This is a genomic window from Bacillus sp. ChL18 (assembly GCF_026241425.1).
Lineage (GTDB): Bacteria > Bacillota > Bacilli > Bacillales > Bacillaceae > Bacillus > Bacillus velezensis.
The window spans coordinates 1,501,781-1,519,328 of the sequence record NZ_JAPHWE010000001.1 but is presented as its reverse complement, the minus strand read 5'-3'; the positions used below and the strand labels follow the sequence as shown (position 1 = coordinate 1,519,328).

15 protein-coding genes are annotated in these 17,548 nt (G+C 49.1%); all 15 read left to right on the top strand.

What is annotated here, in order from left to right; genetic code table 11:
* The first annotated feature begins 61 nt into the window (after nt 1–61).
* The 15 genes from divIVA to pyrE all read left to right on the top strand — a co-directional run bounded on the left by divIVA (nt 62) and on the right by pyrE (nt 17,499).
* Nucleotides 62–556: a septum site-determining protein DivIVA gene (divIVA, locus tag OQ477_RS07515; protein ID WP_003154406.1), complete on the top strand. Its 495-nt coding sequence runs from the start codon at nt 62–64 to the stop codon at nt 554–556.
* A 341-nt stretch (nt 557–897) separates the two neighbouring features.
* Complete coding sequence (gene ileS, locus OQ477_RS07510; RefSeq protein WP_265971985.1) at nt 898–3,663, top strand: isoleucine--tRNA ligase; 2,766 nt, start codon at nt 898–900, stop codon at nt 3,661–3,663.
* 149 nt (nt 3,664–3,812) lie between these two features.
* Entirely contained in the window at nt 3,813–4,184 is a 372-nt protein-coding gene (locus tag OQ477_RS07505; RefSeq protein WP_265971984.1) for a TraR/DksA family transcriptional regulator, read from the top strand.
* 101 nt (nt 4,185–4,285) lie between these two features.
* Nucleotides 4,286–4,747, top strand: a complete 462-nt coding sequence (gene lspA, locus OQ477_RS07500) for a signal peptidase II (RefSeq protein WP_003154398.1) — start codon at nt 4,286–4,288, stop codon at nt 4,745–4,747.
* 1 nt (nt 4,748) lies between these two features.
* Nucleotides 4,749–5,663, top strand: coding sequence for an RluA family pseudouridine synthase (locus OQ477_RS07495; RefSeq protein WP_007611300.1), 915 nt, complete (start codon nt 4,749–4,751; stop codon nt 5,661–5,663).
* A gap of 188 nt (nt 5,664–5,851) precedes the next feature.
* A complete protein-coding gene (pyrR, locus tag OQ477_RS07490) occupies nt 5,852–6,397 on the top strand; it encodes a bifunctional pyrimidine operon transcriptional regulator/uracil phosphoribosyltransferase (protein ID WP_003154392.1) in 546 nt (181 codons plus the stop codon).
* Between the two features lie 154 nt (nt 6,398–6,551).
* Nucleotides 6,552–7,862: a uracil permease PyrP gene (gene pyrP / locus OQ477_RS07485; protein WP_025284702.1), complete on the top strand. Its 1,311-nt coding sequence runs from the start codon at nt 6,552–6,554 to the stop codon at nt 7,860–7,862.
* A 142-nt stretch (nt 7,863–8,004) separates the two neighbouring features.
* Entirely contained in the window at nt 8,005–8,919 is a 915-nt protein-coding gene (locus OQ477_RS07480) for an aspartate carbamoyltransferase catalytic subunit (protein ID WP_265971983.1), read from the top strand.
* Nucleotides 8,903–10,189 (top strand): dihydroorotase, encoded by a 1,287-nt coding sequence (locus OQ477_RS07475; protein ID WP_265971982.1) that lies wholly within the window; start codon nt 8,903–8,905, stop codon nt 10,187–10,189. Before OQ477_RS07480 ends, OQ477_RS07475 begins: the two co-directional genes overlap by 17 nt.
* Complete coding sequence (locus OQ477_RS07470) at nt 10,186–11,280, top strand: carbamoyl phosphate synthase small subunit (protein ID WP_007409730.1); 1,095 nt, start codon at nt 10,186–10,188, stop codon at nt 11,278–11,280. Before OQ477_RS07475 ends, OQ477_RS07470 begins: the two co-directional genes overlap by 4 nt.
* Nucleotides 11,265–14,480 carry a carbamoyl-phosphate synthase (glutamine-hydrolyzing) large subunit gene (gene carB, locus OQ477_RS07465; protein WP_017417747.1) on the top strand — a complete coding sequence of 1,072 codons (3,216 nt, stop codon included), beginning with the start codon at nt 11,265–11,267 and terminating at the stop codon, nt 14,478–14,480. Before OQ477_RS07470 ends, carB begins: the two co-directional genes overlap by 16 nt.
* A complete protein-coding gene (locus OQ477_RS07460; RefSeq protein WP_265971981.1) occupies nt 14,477–15,247 on the top strand; it encodes a dihydroorotate dehydrogenase electron transfer subunit in 771 nt (256 codons plus the stop codon). Before carB ends, OQ477_RS07460 begins: the two co-directional genes overlap by 4 nt.
* The gene (locus OQ477_RS07455) at nt 15,247–16,182 is read left to right on the top strand and encodes a dihydroorotate dehydrogenase (protein ID WP_003154377.1); all 936 of its coding nucleotides are present in this window, start codon (nt 15,247–15,249) and stop codon (nt 16,180–16,182) included. Before OQ477_RS07460 ends, OQ477_RS07455 begins: the two co-directional genes overlap by 1 nt.
* Nucleotides 16,151–16,870, top strand: coding sequence for an orotidine-5'-phosphate decarboxylase (gene pyrF / locus OQ477_RS07450; protein WP_024085288.1), 720 nt, complete (start codon nt 16,151–16,153; stop codon nt 16,868–16,870). Before OQ477_RS07455 ends, pyrF begins: the two co-directional genes overlap by 32 nt.
* A complete protein-coding gene (pyrE, locus tag OQ477_RS07445; protein ID WP_007611309.1) occupies nt 16,867–17,499 on the top strand; it encodes an orotate phosphoribosyltransferase in 633 nt (210 codons plus the stop codon). Before pyrF ends, pyrE begins: the two co-directional genes overlap by 4 nt.
* Nucleotides 17,500–17,548: the final 49 nt, after the last annotated feature.

The following is a 17,548-nucleotide window of genomic DNA, read 5'->3' as shown; positions in this document are numbered from 1 at the left end:
GTATTTGTTTTATAATGTGAACTAGATAACCGTACTGAAATGTAAAAATGGAGGTGGCAATATGCCATTAACGCCGAATGATATCCATAACAAAACGTTTACAAAAGGTTTTCGCGGATATGATGAAGATGAAGTAAATGAATTTTTAATGCAGGTCAGAAAAGATTACGAAATCGCACTCCGTAAAAAAACGGAGCTTGAGGCGAAAGTGAACGAGCTGGACGAAAAAATCGGCCACTTTGCCAATATCGAAGAAACGCTGAATAAATCAATTCTCGTAGCCCAGGAAGCCGCAGAAGACGTAAAGCGCAACTCGCAGAAGGAAGCGAAGCTGATCGTCCGTGAAGCAGAAAAAAATGCCGATCGCATCATCAATGAGTCGCTTTCCAAATCAAGAAAAATCGCAATGGAAATTGAAGAGCTGAAAAAACAGTCTAAAGTCTTCAGAACACGTTTCCAAATGCTGATTGAGGCGCAGCTCGACCTGCTGAAGAACGATGATTGGGATCATCTGCTGGAATACGAAGTCGACGCGGTATTTGAGGAAAAAGAATAATTTTCTGATTTTCTTGACATTCTCCGGCCCGTTCGAATATAATACGTTCATAAATTCAGATGAAAAGACGATTGAAAGGGACCGGCATGACTCAAAACAGGCTATAAAGCGACCCGGGGAAGGTGAAAGCCCGGGATGGCCGGAATCATGCAGATCAGCCCTTTAGTTTCCTTTCTGAACCGAGAGTAGGATAGGACGTTCCATCACGTTACGATGTTCGAGAGGAAAAGACGGATGATCCGTTTTTTCTAAAAGGGTGGTACCGCGAGATAAGCTTTCTCGTCCCTTATGGGATGAGAGGGCTTTTTTTATTTTCTGAAAAATGTTGTGGAGGAATGAAAATGGATTACAAAGATACGCTGTTAATGCCGAAAACAGATTTTCCGATGCGCGGAAATCTGCCGAATCGTGAGCCGGACATGCAAAAAGACTGGGAGGAGCAGGACATTTACCGTCTTGTTCAAGAACGGACGAAAGACCGCCCGAAATTCGTGCTGCATGACGGACCTCCTTATGCAAACGGAGACATCCACATGGGCCATGCCCTGAACAAAATCCTGAAAGACTTCATCGTCCGCTATAAATCAATGAGCGGCTACAACGCACCGTACGTGCCGGGCTGGGATACGCACGGACTGCCGATTGAAACGGCGCTGACGAAAAACAAAAAAGTAAACCGGAAAGAAATGTCCGTCGCTGAGTTCCGCAAGCTTTGCGAAGATTATGCATGGCAGCAGATCGAAAGACAGCGCGAACAATTCAAGCGTCTCGGCGTCAGAGGCGATTGGGAAAACCCGTATGTTACGCTTCAGCCTGAATTTGAAGCGCAGCAGATCCGCGTTTTCGGCGAGATGGCGAAAAGAGGCTATATTTATAAAGGTCTGAAGCCGGTCAACTGGTCGCCTTCAAGTGAATCTGCCTTAGCGGAAGCGGAAATTGAATATCAGGACAAACGTTCCGCGTCTATTTATGTTGCGTTTAAGGTGAAAGACGGTAAAGGCGTTCTGGAAAACGGAGAAAGCTTCATCATCTGGACGACGACGCCGTGGACGATGCCTGCCAACCTCGGAATTTCCGTTCATCCTGATCTTGAGTACAATGTCATCAAGGTTGGAGACAAGCGTTATGTAGTGGCGGCTGAACTGATCGAAAACGTAGCGGAGGCATGCGGCTTTGAAAATCCTGAAGTTGTCGCATCATATAAAGGCAGAGAATTAGAATACATCACTGCAGAACATCCGCTGTACGGCAGAGATTCACTCGTCATGCTCGGTGACCACGTCACAACCGATGCCGGAACAGGCTGTGTTCATACTGCTCCGGGCCACGGGGAAGATGACTTTATCGTCGGCCAAAAGTACGGCTTAGAAGTACTGTGCCCTGTTGATGAAAAAGGAAACATGACCGACGAAGCGCCGGGCTTTGAAGGAATGTTTTACGATAAAGCCAATAAACCGATCACGGAGAAGCTTGAAGAAAACGGCGCGCTCTTGAAACTCGAGTTTATTACACACTCCTATCCGCATGACTGGAGAACGAAAAAACCGACCATCTTCAGAGCGACGGCGCAATGGTTTGCGTCAATTAAAGATTTCAGATCCGATCTGCTTGATGCCATCAAACAAACGAAGTGGGTGCCGGAGTGGGGTGAACAGCGCCTTTACAACATGGTGCGTGACCGCGGTGACTGGTGTATCTCAAGACAGCGCGTCTGGGGCGTTCCGATCCCGGTATTTTATGCAGAAAACGGTGAGCCGGTCATCACTGACGAAACGATTGAACACGTGTCTGAGCTGTTCAAACAGCACGGCTCAAACGTCTGGTTTGAAAGAGAGGCAAAAGACCTTCTGCCGGAAGGATTTACACATCCGGGAAGCCCGAATGGAATCTTCACGAAAGAGCAAGACATTATGGATGTATGGTTTGATTCAGGTTCTTCCCATCAGGCTGTTCTTGAAGAACGTGATGATCTTGTCCGTCCGGCTGATTTATACCTTGAAGGCTCTGACCAATACCGCGGCTGGTTTAACTCATCTCTTTCCACCGCTGTTGCAGTCACCGGCAAAGCGCCGTATAAAGGCGTATTAAGCCACGGATTTACACTTGATGCAAACGGCCGTAAAATGAGTAAATCACTCGGCAATACGATTGACCCGACAAAAATCGCAAAACAGCTTGGAGCTGAAATTCTGCGTTTATGGGTATCTTCCGTAAACTATCAGGCCGATCACCCGGTTTCTGAAGATATTCTGAAGCAGGTCGCGGAAGTATACCGGAAAGTCCGCAACACGTTCCGCTTCCTTCACGGCAACCTGTTCGATTTCAATCCAAGCGTCAATGCCGTGGATGTAAAAGATCTCCGCGAAGTGGATCAATATATGCTGATCAAGCTGAATAAGCTGATCGATAAGGTGAAAAAAGCGTACGATGAATATGAATTTGCGGTTGTTTATCACAGCATTCACAATTTCTGTACGATCGAGCTCAGCTCTTTCTATCTTGATTTTGCAAAAGATGTTGTGTACATCGAGCATGCGGATCATCCGGACCGCCGCAGCATGCAGACCGTCTTTTATGAAACGCTGCTGGCGTTAGTGAAGCTGACGGCGCCGATTCTCCCGCACACGGCGGATGAAATGTGGTCTCACTTATCATTTGTTGAAGAAGCAAGCGTGCAGCTGACAGATATGCCGGAAACCATTGCTGTTCCGGACAGTCAAGCGACAGAAGAAAAGTTCGACCGCTTCATGGAGCTTCGAAACGACGTACTGAAAGCTTTGGAAACAGCCCGTAACGAAAAAATTATCGGAAGATCATTGGAAGCGAGCCTGACTTTGTATCCGAACAAAGAAAACCGCGACCTCTTGTCATCCATTAAAGAAAACATCGCGCAGCTGTTTATCGTTTCAGAACTGACAGTAAAAGACGAAAGTGAAGCGCCGGAAAACGCGCAAAGCTTCACAACAGGAAAAATGATCGTAGAAAAAGCGGAAGGCCAGATGTGTGAACGTTCCCGCGTAATTTCTAAAGATGTCGGAGCCAATCCGAAATATCCGACATTATCACTGCGCAATGCGGAAATCGTTGAAAAATATTATCAAAAATAATAAATGAGAAAGCGCCCGGTGACAGCCGGGCGCTTTTTTACATGCCAGCAATGTCATCGATTAGAACGACAGGAAAAATCTTATGGGCTTCAAATGGCGCTCTGGGGGCAACAATAAAGCCATAACATCAAGAGCAGGAGTTGTGATGAATGAATGATCAACTGACCGCAATCCACACGGAGCTTCTCATGATGAAAGAAGAACTTCAATCAAGACTATTCGAATATTCTTGCTTTCAAATGTCAGCATCTGTTGAACCTTCAATGAACGACCAAGAAGCAACTCTGATCTATCATATAAAAGAAGAACTTCAGGACGTTCTTCTTGCCCTGTCTAAGTTTGAAAGCAATACGTACGGTTATTGTGAAAAAACAGGCGACCCCATTCCGATTGAAAAACTTGCGGTGTTGCCTACGGCCAGAACCGCTGATGATTTTTATTATCCCGCTCAATTTGAAAAGAAAACCCTTCCATATTGGGAACCCGGAGATTATGCATATGATCAGGCGCTGTATGAGTGACAGCGTCTGTTTGCATGCGCTTATGATCTGCCTTTACTCTGGCATCTTTTACTGATAAAATTCATAAAGGATAAAAGTAACTGTATACTGGAGGAACGTGTGTGCTTTATTATCTTATCGCTCTTTTTATTATTATTGCCGACCAATTGACCAAATGGCTTGTCGTCAGCCATATGGAATTGGGACAAAGCATACCTGTCATCGATCAGGTGCTTTATATCACATCTCATCGCAACACGGGAGCGGCGTGGGGGATTTTAGCCGGCCAAATGTGGTTTTTCTACGTCATTACCATCGCCGTGATTATCGGAATCGTTTATTACATACAGCGTTATGCAAAAGGGCAGATGTTACTCGGAATTTCTCTCGGCTTAATGCTGGGCGGTGCGGCCGGAAACTTTATTGACCGGGCGGCGCGCCAGGAAGTGGTGGATTTTATTCATGTCATCATCGTGGATTATCACTATCCGATTTTTAATATCGCGGACTCCTCACTATGCGTCGGTGTAATACTTTTATTTATTCATATGCTGTTTGACAGCGGGAAAAAGAAGGAGCAATAACATGAATCAATTTGAGATAACCGTTCAGCCTGAACAAAAGAGCGAACGGATTGATAAATTTTTGGCTTCAACGGGAGAAAACTGGTCACGCACTCAAGTGCAGCAATGGGTAAAAGAGGGACTGGTATCCGTTAACGGCAAATCCGTAAAAGCGAATTATAAAATGCAGCCCGGCGATCAGGTTAACGTCACCATTCCTGAACCGGAAGAATTGGACGTGCTTGCAGAACCGATGGATTTGGACATTTACTATGAAGACCAGGATGTCTTGGTTGTGAACAAACCGCGCGGCATGGTTGTACACCCGGCGCCCGGCCATGTGACAGGGACGCTTGTAAACGGACTGATGGCTCACTGCAACGACCTTTCCGGCATTAACGGCGTCATGCGCCCGGGAATCGTCCACCGGATTGATAAAGATACTTCCGGCCTGTTAATGGTCGCTAAAAACGATATGGCGCATGAATCACTCGTTAATCAGCTCGTCAATAAAACCGTGACCAGAAAGTACACAGCGGTTGTCCACGGGGTGATTTCACATGATGACGGAACGATTGACGCTCCGATCGGGAGAGATAAAAAAGACCGTCAAAGCATGACCGTAACAAGAGAAAGCAGCAAAAACGCCGTCACGCATTTCCACGTGCTTGAGCGTTTTCAAGATTTCACGCTCGTAGAGTGCCGGCTTGAGACCGGAAGAACGCATCAGATCCGTGTTCATATGAAATATATCGGGTTTCCTTTGGCGGGCGATCCGAAATACGGACCGAGAAAAACCATTGATTTCAATGGTCAGGCGCTTCATGCCGGAATATTAGGTTTTGATCATCCGCGGACGGGCGAATACATTGAGTTTGAAGCGCCCCTTCCTGAAGATATGAAAAAACTCATTGAAGATTTAAGAAATAGCCATTGACAGCGACTTTCTTTTCTGAAATAATAAAAACAAGCTGAATAGATTCTTTAACACAGTCCAGAGAGGCTGAGAAGGATAACGGATAGGACAGAAGAGATACGCATGTGTCTTCGTCCTGGAAAGGAACCCCTCTATGCTCTGGCAGGAGGGGTTTTTTCTTCTTATATACGAATGGAGAGGTGTCACGAGTGAATCAAAAAGCTGTTATTCTCGACGAACAGGCGATCAGGCGGGCGCTCACAAGGATAGCCCATGAAATGATCGAACGGAATAAAGGAATGAATGACTGCATTCTTGTAGGGATTAAAACAAGAGGCATTTATTTAGCGAAGCGGCTGGCCGAGCGGATCGAACAGATTGAAGGAAATCCGGTCACCGTCGGGGAAATTGATATCACCCTTTACCGTGACGATCTCACGAAAAAAACGAGCAATGAAGAGCCGCTTGTAAAAGGCGCGGACATTCCGGCCGATATCACAGACCAAAAGGTCATTGTGGTTGATGATGTGCTTTATACCGGCCGGACGGTGAGAGCTGCGATGGATGCCCTCGTTGATGTCGGGCGGCCGTCATCGATACAGCTTGCCGTGCTTGTCGACAGAGGGCACCGGGAGCTGCCGATCAGAGCGGACTATATCGGGAAAAACATTCCGACCTCAAAAGCTGAAAAAGTGATGGTTCAGCTGAGCGAAGTTGATCAGACTGATATGGTCGCCATTTACGAAAATGAATAATCACCCTTTTTAAATGCATTCCAGAGAGTTTGCAAAGAGGATTTTAAAACACAGAGCCGGGCGGATCGACGCGGCCGGGTTTTGTATGCCTCTTTGCGCAAAAAGCAAAGAGGTTTTTTTATACCATTTGAAAGTCAACCGGGAGGAAAACGCCATGAGTAAGAAAAAAGTAAACCTGGGAGTCAGGGACGTCCCCAATCCATTGTCCTGGCTGTCATTCAGCCTGCAGCATTTATTCGCCATGTTCGGTTCAACCATACTCGTGCCGAAACTGGTCGGAATGAGCCCGGCAGTGGCGCTTGTCACGAGCGGAATCGGGACACTCGCCTATCTCTTGGTGACAAAAGGCCAGATTCCCGCTTATCTCGGCTCATCATTCGCCTTTATATCACCGATTATCTTGGTGAAGGCGACGGGAGGGCCGGGGGCTGCCATGGTCGGCGCTTTCCTGGCGGGAATTGTGTACGGCCTGATCGCACTTCTCATCAGGCAGCTTGGAACGGGGTGGCTGATGAAGCTGCTGCCCCCGGTGGTCGTCGGGCCGGTCATCATCGTCATCGGCCTCGGACTGGCAAGCACAGCCGTCAATATGGCAATGTATGCTGATCCGAATGCGAAGGAACTCGTCTACAGCTTGAAACATTTCAGTGTAGCCGGCGTCACTTTGGCAATCACCATTATCTGCGCCATCTTTTTACGGGGATTTTTAAGCCTGATTCCGGTATTGATCGGCATTATAGGCGGATATCTGTTTGCGCTGACACAGGGCATCGTCAATTTTCAGCCGGTCATTGATGCAAAGTGGTTCGCCGTTCCTGAATTTATCATCCCTTTCAAAGACTATACGCCGTCAGTGACATTGGGCATTGCGGCTGCGATGGTGCCGGTCGCTTTCGTGACGATGTCAGAACATATCGGCCACCAAATGGTGCTGAGTAAAGTCGTCGGACAGGATTTCATTAAAAAGCCGGGACTGCACCGCTCCATAATGGGGGACAGCGTAGCGACGATCATTGCTTCGTTAATCGGCGGCCCGCCCACGACAACATATGGCGAAAACATCGGTGTACTGGCAATTACGAGAGTTTTCAGCGTCTTTGTCATCGGCGGCGCGGGAGTGATTGCGCTGTGCTTCGGATTTATCGGAAAAGTATCAGCGCTGATCAGCTCTGTTCCGTCCGCAGTTATGGGAGGCGTTTCCTTCCTGCTCTTCGGAATTATCGCCTCCAGCGGTTTAAGAATGCTGATTGACAACAACATTGATTATGAAAACAAGCGAAATTTAATTATCACATCCGTCATCCTCGTGATCGGCGTCGGAGGGGCTTTTATTCAAGTATCAAAAGGCGGGTTCCAAATATCCGGCATGGCGCTTGCGGCAATTGTCGGAGTCATCCTAAACCTTATCCTGCCGCATGCAAATGAAGAAGACGCGATGGCATCAGAAAAACAAAATCATATGTAAAACCTTTTAAAGAAAGTCCAGAGAGGCTTGGAAGGGTTATAACGGGAAGAAGCTGTACGCTGCTTCTCTCTTTAACCGCACCCCGAGTCTATAGACCGGGGTGTTTTTTTACGGCCTTCAAGCGGAAACGGAGGAGAAAAACATGAATCATTTAACGGCGATGTCTGAACTGAGCACTGCTGAAATTACAGAACTGCTGCGTGAGGCAAAAGCGATAAAAGAGGGTACAGTCCGTCCCGATCTCGCGGGAAAATTCGTTGCGAATCTGTTTTTTGAACCGAGCACGAGGACGCGGTTCAGCTTTGAAGTGGCGGAAAAGAAACTCGGGATGAACGTGCTCAGCTTAGACGGCACGAGCACAAGCGTTCAAAAAGGCGAGTCCTTATACGACACGGTCAAAACACTGGAATCAATCGGAGCGGACGCCTGCATCATCAGGCACAGCACGGATGAATATTACAAAGATCTGACCGGCAGAGTCAATATTCCGATCTTAAACGCCGGCGACGGCTGCGGCCAGCACCCGACCCAGTCGTTGCTTGATTTAATGACGATTCAAGAGGAATTTGAGACCTTTCAGGGCCTGACGGTTTCCATTCATGGCGATATCAAACACAGCAGGGTGGCAAGGTCGAATGCCGAAGTGCTGACAAGGCTCGGCGCACGTGTGCTGTTTTCTGGTCCGCCGCAATGGCAGGATGAGAAAAACGCCTTCGGCACCTGTGTTCAGACGGATGAAGCCATACAAGCTTCAGATGTCGTCATGCTGCTCCGCATCCAAAATGAAAGGCATCAGACAGAAGCCGACCAAAAAGGCTACCTGGAAGCATACGGGCTGACCGCAAAGCGGGCGGAGAGCATGAAGCGGCATGCCATCATCATGCATCCCGCACCGGTGAACAGAGGAGTCGAAATTGACACAACATTAGTGGAATGCGGAAAATCAAGAATCTTTAAACAAATGGAAAATGGTGTGTATATCAGAATGGCAGTCTTAAAAAGAGCACTGCAAACCAATGTGAAAAGGGGAGAAGCGGCTTATGTCTTATCTCATTAAAAACGGCTGGATGTTAAATGAACAAGGAGAAAAAGTGGCACAGGATATCCGGGTAACGGGTGAATTCATTTCGGAAACCGGGCTTCTGACAGCGAAAGACGGAGAAACGGTGATCGACGCTGGGGGACTGTTCGTTTCACCGGGACTCGTAGACCTTCATGTCCACTTCAGAGAACCGGGCGGCGAGAAAAAAGAAACCATTGAGACGGGCTCTAAAGCCGCGGCGCGGGGCGGCTTTACCACAGTCGCAGCTATGCCGAATACAAGACCGGTGCCGGATACGAAAGAGCAGATGGAATGGCTGCAAAACCGGATCAAAGAAACCTCATCTGTCAGAGTTCTTCCTTACGCATCGATTACGATCAGACAAACCGGCGAAGAAATGACAGATTTTGAAGCGCTTCATGAAGCCGGCGCATTCGCCTTCACCGATGACGGCGTCGGCGTTCAGACTGCCGGAATGATGTATGAAGCCATGAAACGGGCGGCTTCAATAAATAAAGCGATTGTCGCTCATTGTGAGGATAACTCGCTTATTTACGGAGGGAGCGTGCATGAAGGTTCTTTTTCAAAAGCGAACGGCCTGAACGGCATACCTTCCATTTGTGAAGCGGTACATATCGCCCGTGACGTGCTGCTGGCGGAAGCGGCGGGCTGCCATTACCATGTGTGTCATATCAGCACGAAAGAATCCGTCAGAGCCGTAAGAGACGCAAAAAAAGCGGGAATCCGCGTGACGGCGGAAGTGTCGCCGCACCACCTGCTGCTTTGTGACGAAGATATCCCGGGACTTGATACCAATTTTAAAATGAATCCGCCCCTTCGCAGCAAAGAGGACAGAGAGGCGCTGATTGAAGGGCTTTTAGACGGCACGATTGATTTCATCGCCACTGACCATGCGCCGCATACAGAAGAAGAGAAAAACACGGACATGAAGCTTGCGCCTTTCGGTATCGTCGGTTTAGAAACAGCCTTTCCGCTTCTGTACACACATTTTGTGAAAAACGGGGCGTGGACGCTGAAGCAGCTGGTTGATTTCATGACGGCAAAACCTTGCGAGGCATTCGGTCTTCCGTACGGAACGCTTGCACCGGGCGCGCCGGCTGACATCACCCTGATTGATCTGGAAAAAGAAGCGGCCATTGACAAAGATACATTTTTATCTAAAGGAAAAAATACGCCATTCAACAAGATGAAGTGCTTCGGCTGGCCTGTTGCAACGATGGCTGCCGGTAAGCTTGCATACGAAGAAGGGAGACTCGTCAAATGAAAAGAAGACTAGTGCTGGAAAATGGAGCGGTATTTGAGGGTGAAGCATTCGGGAGCCTGGAACATACAGCAGGTGAAGTCGTATTCAACACGGGAATGACCGGTTATCAGGAAATTTTATCAGACCCTTCTTACTGCGGGCAGATCGTGACGCTGACGTATCCACTGATCGGCAACTACGGAATTAACAGAGATGACTTTGAATCCATCACTCCTTTTGTAAAAGGGCTGATCGTAAAAGAACTGTGCGAGCTGCCTTCCAACTGGCGTTCGGCTTACACGCTTGACGAGTATTTGAAAATGAAAAATATCCCCGGCTTACAAGGGATTGACACGAGAAAGCTCACAAGAATGATCCGCACGGCCGGCGCATTAAAAGGAACGTTTGCTTCAAGTGAGGAGAATGTCGGAGAGGTTCTTGCAAGGCTGAAAGAAACGGAACTGCCGAGAAATCAAGTCGCTCAAGTATCTGCGAAAACGGCATATCCGAGTCCGGGCCGCGGCAAACGCATCGTACTCGTCGATTTCGGTATGAAGCACGGCATTTTAAGAGAGTTAAACAAAAGAAAATGCGATGTCATCGTTGTGCCGTACAATGTAACGGCGGAAGAAGTGCTTCAGCTCAAGCCGGACGGCATCATGCTTTCTAACGGACCCGGAGATCCGAAAGATGTGCCGGAAGCCATTGAAATGATAAAAGGCATACTCGGGAAGGTGCCGTTATTCGGAATCTGCCTCGGCCACCAATTATTTGCGCTGGCATCCGGAGCGGAAACGGAAAAAATGAAATTCGGACACAGGGGTTCCAATCATCCGGTTAAAGAGCTTGCGACAGGGAAAGTCGCTTTAACCGCCCAAAACCACGGGTATACAGTTTCTTCAATAGATGAGACAGAGCTTGAAGTGACGCACATTGCGATCAATGATCAAACGATCGAAGGACTCAAGCATAAAACATTGCCGGCATTTACGGTTCAGTACCACCCTGAAGCTTCACCGGGGCCGGAAGACGCCAATCATTTATTTGACAGATTCATTGACTTGATCGAAACAACTGAGAAAGAAGGGGAAGCGGTATGCCAAAACGCGTAGATATTAAAAAGATTTTAGTGATCGGATCTGGCCCGATTATTATCGGACAGGCGGCGGAATTTGATTATGCGGGCACACAGGCGTGTCTCGCTTTAAAGGAAGAAGGCTATGAAGTCATTCTCGTCAACTCGAATCCGGCAACGATTATGACGGATACGGAAATGGCTGATCGGGTATACATAGAACCGCTGACGCCGGAGTTTCTCACGCGTATTATCAGAAAAGAACGGCCGGACGCCATCCTGCCGACTCTGGGAGGACAGACCGGACTGAATCTTGCCGTCGAGCTGTCTGAACTTGGGGTTCTTGAGGAATGCGGAGTGGAAGTGCTCGGCACAAAGCTGTCCGCCATCCAGCAGGCGGAAGATCGCGACTTATTCCGTACGCTGATGAATGAGCTGAATGAACCGGTGCCGGAAAGTGAGATCATCCGCACTTTACAGGAAGCCGAGGAATTTGTCGGCCGGATCGGGTTTCCGGTTATCGTGCGCCCTGCTTACACATTAGGCGGAACGGGCGGCGGCATCTGCTCGAATGAAGCGGAACTGAAAGAGATCGTCGAAAACGGATTAAAACTCAGCCCCGTCCATCAGTGCCTTCTGGAAAAAAGCATTGCCGGTTACAAAGAGATCGAATATGAAGTCATGAGAGACAGCAGAGATCACGCGATCGTCGTCTGCAACATGGAAAATATCGATCCGGTCGGCATCCATACGGGTGACAGCATCGTCGTTGCCCCGAGCCAGACTTTGAGCGACCGGGAATACCAGCTTTTGCGCAATGTTTCATTAAAGCTGATCCGCGCGCTCGGCATTGAAGGCGGCTGTAATGTTCAGCTCGCGCTCGATCCCGACAGCTTCCAATATTACATTATCGAAGTGAATCCGCGGGTGAGCCGCTCATCTGCCCTCGCCTCAAAAGCGACGGGTTACCCGATCGCAAAGCTTGCGGCGAAAATCGCAGTCGGGCTTTCTCTTGATGAAATGATGAATCCCGTAACGGGAAAAACATATGCGGCTTTTGAGCCCGCGCTGGACTATGTTGTTTCTAAAATCCCGCGCTGGCCGTTCGACAAATTTGAGTCGGCAAACCGCAGGCTCGGGACGCAGATGAAAGCCACCGGAGAGGTCATGGCCATCGGACGCACCCTTGAAGAATCGCTGTTAAAGGCGGTCCGCTCACTGGAAGCCGATGTCTATCACCTGGAACTGAAGGATGCGGAAGAGATTTCGGACGGACTTTTGGAAAAACGGATCAGAAAAGCCGGGGATGAACGCCTGTTTTATCTTGCTGAAGCGTTCAGAAGAGGCTATACAGTGGAGCAGCTTCATGAGTTTTCCGCAATTGACGTATTCTTTTTGCACAAGCTCTGGAAGCTGGTCGCTTTTGAAACAGAGCTGAAAGCGGAAAAAGGCAGCCTCGCCGTCCTTCAAACAGCGAAGGAACTCGGTTTCTCCGACAAATATATCAGCCGGGAATGGAATATGCCGGAACAAGAGCTGTATCAAATGCGTAAAGAAGCCGACATCAAGCCTGTATATAAAATGGTGGATACATGCGCGGCGGAATTCGAATCAGAAACCCCGTACTTTTACAGCACATATGAGGAAGAGAACGAGTCTGAGGTTACATCAAGAAAAAGCGTCGTCGTCCTCGGTTCCGGTCCGATCCGCATCGGACAGGGCGTGGAATTTGACTATGCGACCGTTCATTCTGTCTGGGCGATCAAGCAGGCAGGCTATGAAGCGATTATTATCAACAACAATCCTGAGACGGTGTCCACTGATTTCAGCATATCAGACAAACTGTATTTTGAACCGCTAACGGTTGAAGATGTCATGCACATCATCGATTTGGAACAGCCGGAAGGCGTTGTTGTCCAATTCGGCGGCCAGACGGCGATCAATCTTGCGGAAGAATTGAGCGCCCGCGGCGTCAAAATTCTCGGCACATCACTAGAAGATTTAGACCGTGCGGAAGACCGGGATAAGTTCGAGCAGGCGCTTGAGGCGCTGAATGTGCCGCAGCCTCTCGGAAAAACCGCCGTGTCGGTGAACGAAGCTGTCAAAATCGCCGCATCCATCGGCTATCCGGTACTTGTCCGCCCTTCGTATGTGCTCGGCGGCCGGGCGATGGAAATCGTCTATCACGAAGAAGAGCTGCTTCACTATATGAAAAATGCGGTCAAAATCAACCCGCAGCACCCGGTGTTAATCGACCGTTATCTGACGGGGAAAGAAATCGAAGTCGATGCCGTATCTGACGGCGAAACAGTCGTTATTCCGGGAATTATGGAGCATATTGAGCGGGCCGGCGTCCATTCAGGGGATTCAATCGCCGTCTATCCGCCTCAGTCTTTAAGCGAAGACATAAAGAAAAAAATCGAACAATACACTGTAGCCTTGGCAAAAGGCCTTAACATCATCGGGTTGCTGAACATCCAGTTCGTCCTGTCGAAAGGTGAGGTGTATGTGCTTGAGGTAAATCCGCGGTCAAGCAGAACCGTGCCGTTCTTAAGCAAAATCACAAAAATCCCGATGGCGAACCTGGCGACAAAGGTCATCCTCGGTCAAAAGCTTGCTGATTTCGGCTATCAAGAGGGGCTGCAGCCTGAACAGCAGGGGGTATTCGTGAAAGCGCCTGTCTTCTCATTCGCGAAGCTGAGAAGAGTGGATATTACGTTAGGCCCTGAAATGAAGTCGACGGGAGAGGTCATGGGCAAAGATTCAACCCTGGAAAAAGCGCTCTATAAAGCGCTGATTGCTTCTGGCATTCAAATCCCGAACTACGGCTCAGTGCTGTTGACTGTTGCCGATAAAGATAAAGAAGAAGGATTGCTGATCGCCAAGCGGTTCCACGCCATCGGCTATAAAATCTTGGCAACGGAAGGAACGGCGGCTTATTTGAAAGACGCTCAGATTCCGGCTCAAGTCGTCGGAAAAATCGGCGAAGAAGGGAAAAATCTGCTCGATGTTATCAGAAACGGCGAAGCGCAATTTGTCATCAATACGCTGACAAAGGGCAAACAGCCGGCCAGAGACGGCTTCAGAATCCGCCGCGAATCCGTTGAGAACGGAGTCGCCTGCCTGACATCTTTAGATACGGCCGAAGCCATTTTGCGGGTACTGGAAAGCATGACATTCCGGGCGGATCATATGCCTGCATCCGAAACCAATCAAAAGGCGGCAGTCACGATATGAAAAAAGCGCATTTGACTGTTCAATCCAACTTAGAGATTGCCGACCGGATTTATAAGATGGTGCTGAAAGGAGAGCTTGTCCGGCACCTTACCGAGCCGGGTCAATTTCTTCATCTGAAGGTGAGTGACGCGGTCACGCCGCTATTAAGAAGACCGCTCAGCATTGCGGACGTCAATTTCGCTGCGAATGAAGTATCCGTTATCTACAGAGCTGACGGTGAGGGAACGCGTCTTTTGGCCGAGAAAAAAGAGGGCGGCAGGATAGACGTTCTCGGCCCTCTCGGGAACGGGTTCCCCGTCCGGCGGATTGAACCCGGCAAAACCGCGCTGTTAGTCGGAGGCGGAGTCGGGGTTCCGCCCTTGCAGGAACTGTCAAAGCGCCTGACGGAAAAAGGCATAAACGTCATTCATGTGCTTGGATTTCAATCAGCAAAGGATGTTTTTTACGAACAGGAATGTCGTGCGTACGGAGACACCTATGTGGCGACGGCTGACGGAACATATGGAGAGAAAGGGTTTGTCACCGATGTCATCCGTGAAAAGCAGCTCGAATTCGATGTCCTGCTAAGCTGCGGACCGACACCGATGCTGAAAGCTCTGAAGCAGCAGTACAGCCATAAAGAGGTTTATCTTTCGATGGAAGAGCGGATGGGCTGCGGCATCGGGGCCTGCTTCGCCTGCGTGTGCCGCACGGGTGAAAGCGATACATCCTATGTAAAGGTCTGCCTTGACGGGCCGGTATTTAAAGCTGAGGAGGTGGCGCTGTAATGTTAGAAGTGAATCTGCCGGGTCTCCAATTGAAAAATCCGATCATCCCCGCTTCCGGATGTTTCGGTTTCGGGAAAGAATATGCCGGGTTTTACGATTTATCATGCCTCGGAGGCATTATGATTAAAGCCACGACGAACGAAGCCCGCTTCGGAAATCCGACACCGAGAGTGGCGGAGACAAGCGCGGGAATGCTGAATGCCATCGGACTGCAAAATCCCGGCCTTGAGCATGTGCTCAATCATGAGCTGCCTTGGCTCGAACAATTTGACACGCCGATTATCGCAAATGTCGCCGGTTCTCAGGTGGACGACTATAAAGAAGTGGCCGAGCACATCAGCCAAGCGCCGAATGTGCATGCGCTTGAGCTTAACATTTCATGTCCGAATGTCAAAACGGGGGGGATTGCTTTTGGTACTGATCCCGTCATGGCGGCCGAACTGACAAAAGCGGTGAAAGAAGTTTCCGCAGTGCCTGTGTATGTGAAGCTTTCGCCTAATGTCGCAAACATAACCGAAATTGCCAAAGCGATTGAAGCGGCCGGTGCTGACGGTCTGACGATGATTAATACACTCATCGGGATGAGGCTCGATCTCAAGACGGGACGGCCGATCTTAGCAAATAAAACGGGCGGACTGTCAGGCCCGGCGATCAAACCGGTCGCCATCAGGATGGTATACGAAGTCAGCCAGGCCGTTCAAATTCCGATTATCGGGATGGGAGGCGTTCAGACCGCAGAGGATGCATTAGAATTTCTTCTTGCGGGAGCGAGTGCGGTTGCCGTCGGCACGGCAAACTTCGTCAATCCGTTCGTCTGCCCGGAAATCATAGAACAGCTCCCCCGTGTGCTGCGCCAACACGGCTTTCAATCTGTAAGTGAATGCATCGGAAGGAGCTGGAAACATGAAAAACAACCTGCCCATCATCGCGCTTGATTTTGCATCAGGGGAAGAGACTTTAACGTTTTTAGACTTGTTTGAAAAGGAAAGGCTTTTTGTCAAAACGGGGATGGAGCTTTTTTATCAGGAAGGCCCCGCCATCATTCACCAATTAAAAGAACGGAACTGTGATATATTTTTAGATTTAAAGCTTCATGATATCCCGACTACGGTCAATAAAGCGATGAAGCGGCTGGCCGGCCTCGGCGTTGATCTCGTCAATGTGCATGCAGCAGGGGGCGCACGCATGATGCGCGCGGCCCTTGAGGGGCTTGAAGAAGGCACGCCGGCAGGCAGAAAACGCCCGTCTTTAATCGCGGTGACTCAGCTGACCAGCACTTCAGAGCAGGTGGCGAAGGAAGAGCTTCTGCTGCATAAGCCGCTGTTAGAAACGGTTGTGCATTACGGCAAAATGGCGGAAGAGTGCGGGCTGGACGGAGTGGTATGTTCGGTACATGAAACAAAAGCCATTTATGAAGCGGTCCGGCCTTCATTTCTGACAGTCACGCCGGGCATCCGCACGGCCAGTGACGCAGCTGACGATCAAGTCCGGACGGCGACTCCGTCATTTGCGAAAGAAAACGGTTCGTCAGCCATCGTCGTGGGCCGCTCAATTACAAAAGCGGAAAACCCCGTTAAAGCATATGAAGCAATTAAACTGGAATGGGAGGGCGTTCGCCGATGAAACAGGCTATCGCAAAACATCTATTACACATTGAAGCTGTCTTTTTACGCCCGAATGAGCCGTTTACGTGGGCGAGCGGCATTTTATCACCGATCTATTGTGACAACCGTCTGACATTGTCGTATCCAAAAGTGAGAAATGATGTGGCGGACGGGCTCGGCAAACTGCTGAAAGAGCATTTTCCCGAGGCAGAGATGATCGCGGGCACTGCAACGGCGGGCATTCCGCATGCTGCGCTTCTCGCAGACCGTACAGGCGCGCCGATGTGCTACGTCAGAAGCAAACCGAAAGCGCACGGCAAAGGAAATCAAATAGAAGGCGCCATTAAGAAAGGACAAAAAACAGTCGTGATTGAAGACTTGATTTCTACCGGGGGCAGCGTGCTTGAAGCTGCGGCGGCCCTTCAAAGAGAGGGCGCGGAAGTCCTCGGCGTCATTTCCATTTTTACATACGGACTGCCGAAAGCAAAAGAAGCCTTTAAAAAAGCGGGTCTTCCTTATTACTCGTTAACGGATTATGACACGCTGATTGAAGTCGCGCTTGAAAACGGAACGATTCATTCAGCTGACATTGAAAAACTGAAATCATGGAAATTGAATCCCGAGTCAAAAGATTGGTTTAAAAAATAATGACAATAAAAACAGGCCTCAGGGCCTGTTTTATTATTCCTATCAAAAA

Excerpts from the sequence above, each read along its gene's own strand:
- divIVA (WP_003154406.1), top strand. The coding sequence starts at position 62 with ATGCCATTAACGCCGAATGATATCCATAACAAAACGTTTACAAAAGGT.
- ileS (WP_265971985.1), top strand. The coding sequence starts at position 898 with ATGGATTACAAAGATACGCTGTTAATGCCGAAAACAGATTTTCCGATG.
- OQ477_RS07505 (WP_265971984.1), top strand. The coding sequence starts at position 3,813 with ATGAATGATCAACTGACCGCAATCCACACGGAGCTTCTCATGATGAAA.
- OQ477_RS07495 (WP_007611300.1), top strand. The coding sequence starts at position 4,749 with ATGAATCAATTTGAGATAACCGTTCAGCCTGAACAAAAGAGCGAACGG.
- pyrP (WP_025284702.1), top strand. The coding sequence starts at position 6,552 with ATGAGTAAGAAAAAAGTAAACCTGGGAGTCAGGGACGTCCCCAATCCA.
- OQ477_RS07480 (WP_265971983.1), top strand. The coding sequence starts at position 8,005 with ATGAATCATTTAACGGCGATGTCTGAACTGAGCACTGCTGAAATTACA.
- OQ477_RS07475 (WP_265971982.1), top strand. The coding sequence starts at position 8,903 with ATGTCTTATCTCATTAAAAACGGCTGGATGTTAAATGAACAAGGAGAA.
- OQ477_RS07470 (WP_007409730.1), top strand. The coding sequence starts at position 10,186 with ATGAAAAGAAGACTAGTGCTGGAAAATGGAGCGGTATTTGAGGGTGAA.
- carB (WP_017417747.1), top strand. The coding sequence starts at position 11,265 with ATGCCAAAACGCGTAGATATTAAAAAGATTTTAGTGATCGGATCTGGC.
- OQ477_RS07460 (WP_265971981.1), top strand. The coding sequence starts at position 14,477 with ATGAAAAAAGCGCATTTGACTGTTCAATCCAACTTAGAGATTGCCGAC.
- OQ477_RS07455 (WP_003154377.1), top strand. The coding sequence starts at position 15,247 with ATGTTAGAAGTGAATCTGCCGGGTCTCCAATTGAAAAATCCGATCATC.
- pyrF (WP_024085288.1), top strand. The coding sequence starts at position 16,151 with ATGAAAAACAACCTGCCCATCATCGCGCTTGATTTTGCATCAGGGGAA.
- pyrE (WP_007611309.1), top strand. The coding sequence starts at position 16,867 with ATGAAACAGGCTATCGCAAAACATCTATTACACATTGAAGCTGTCTTT.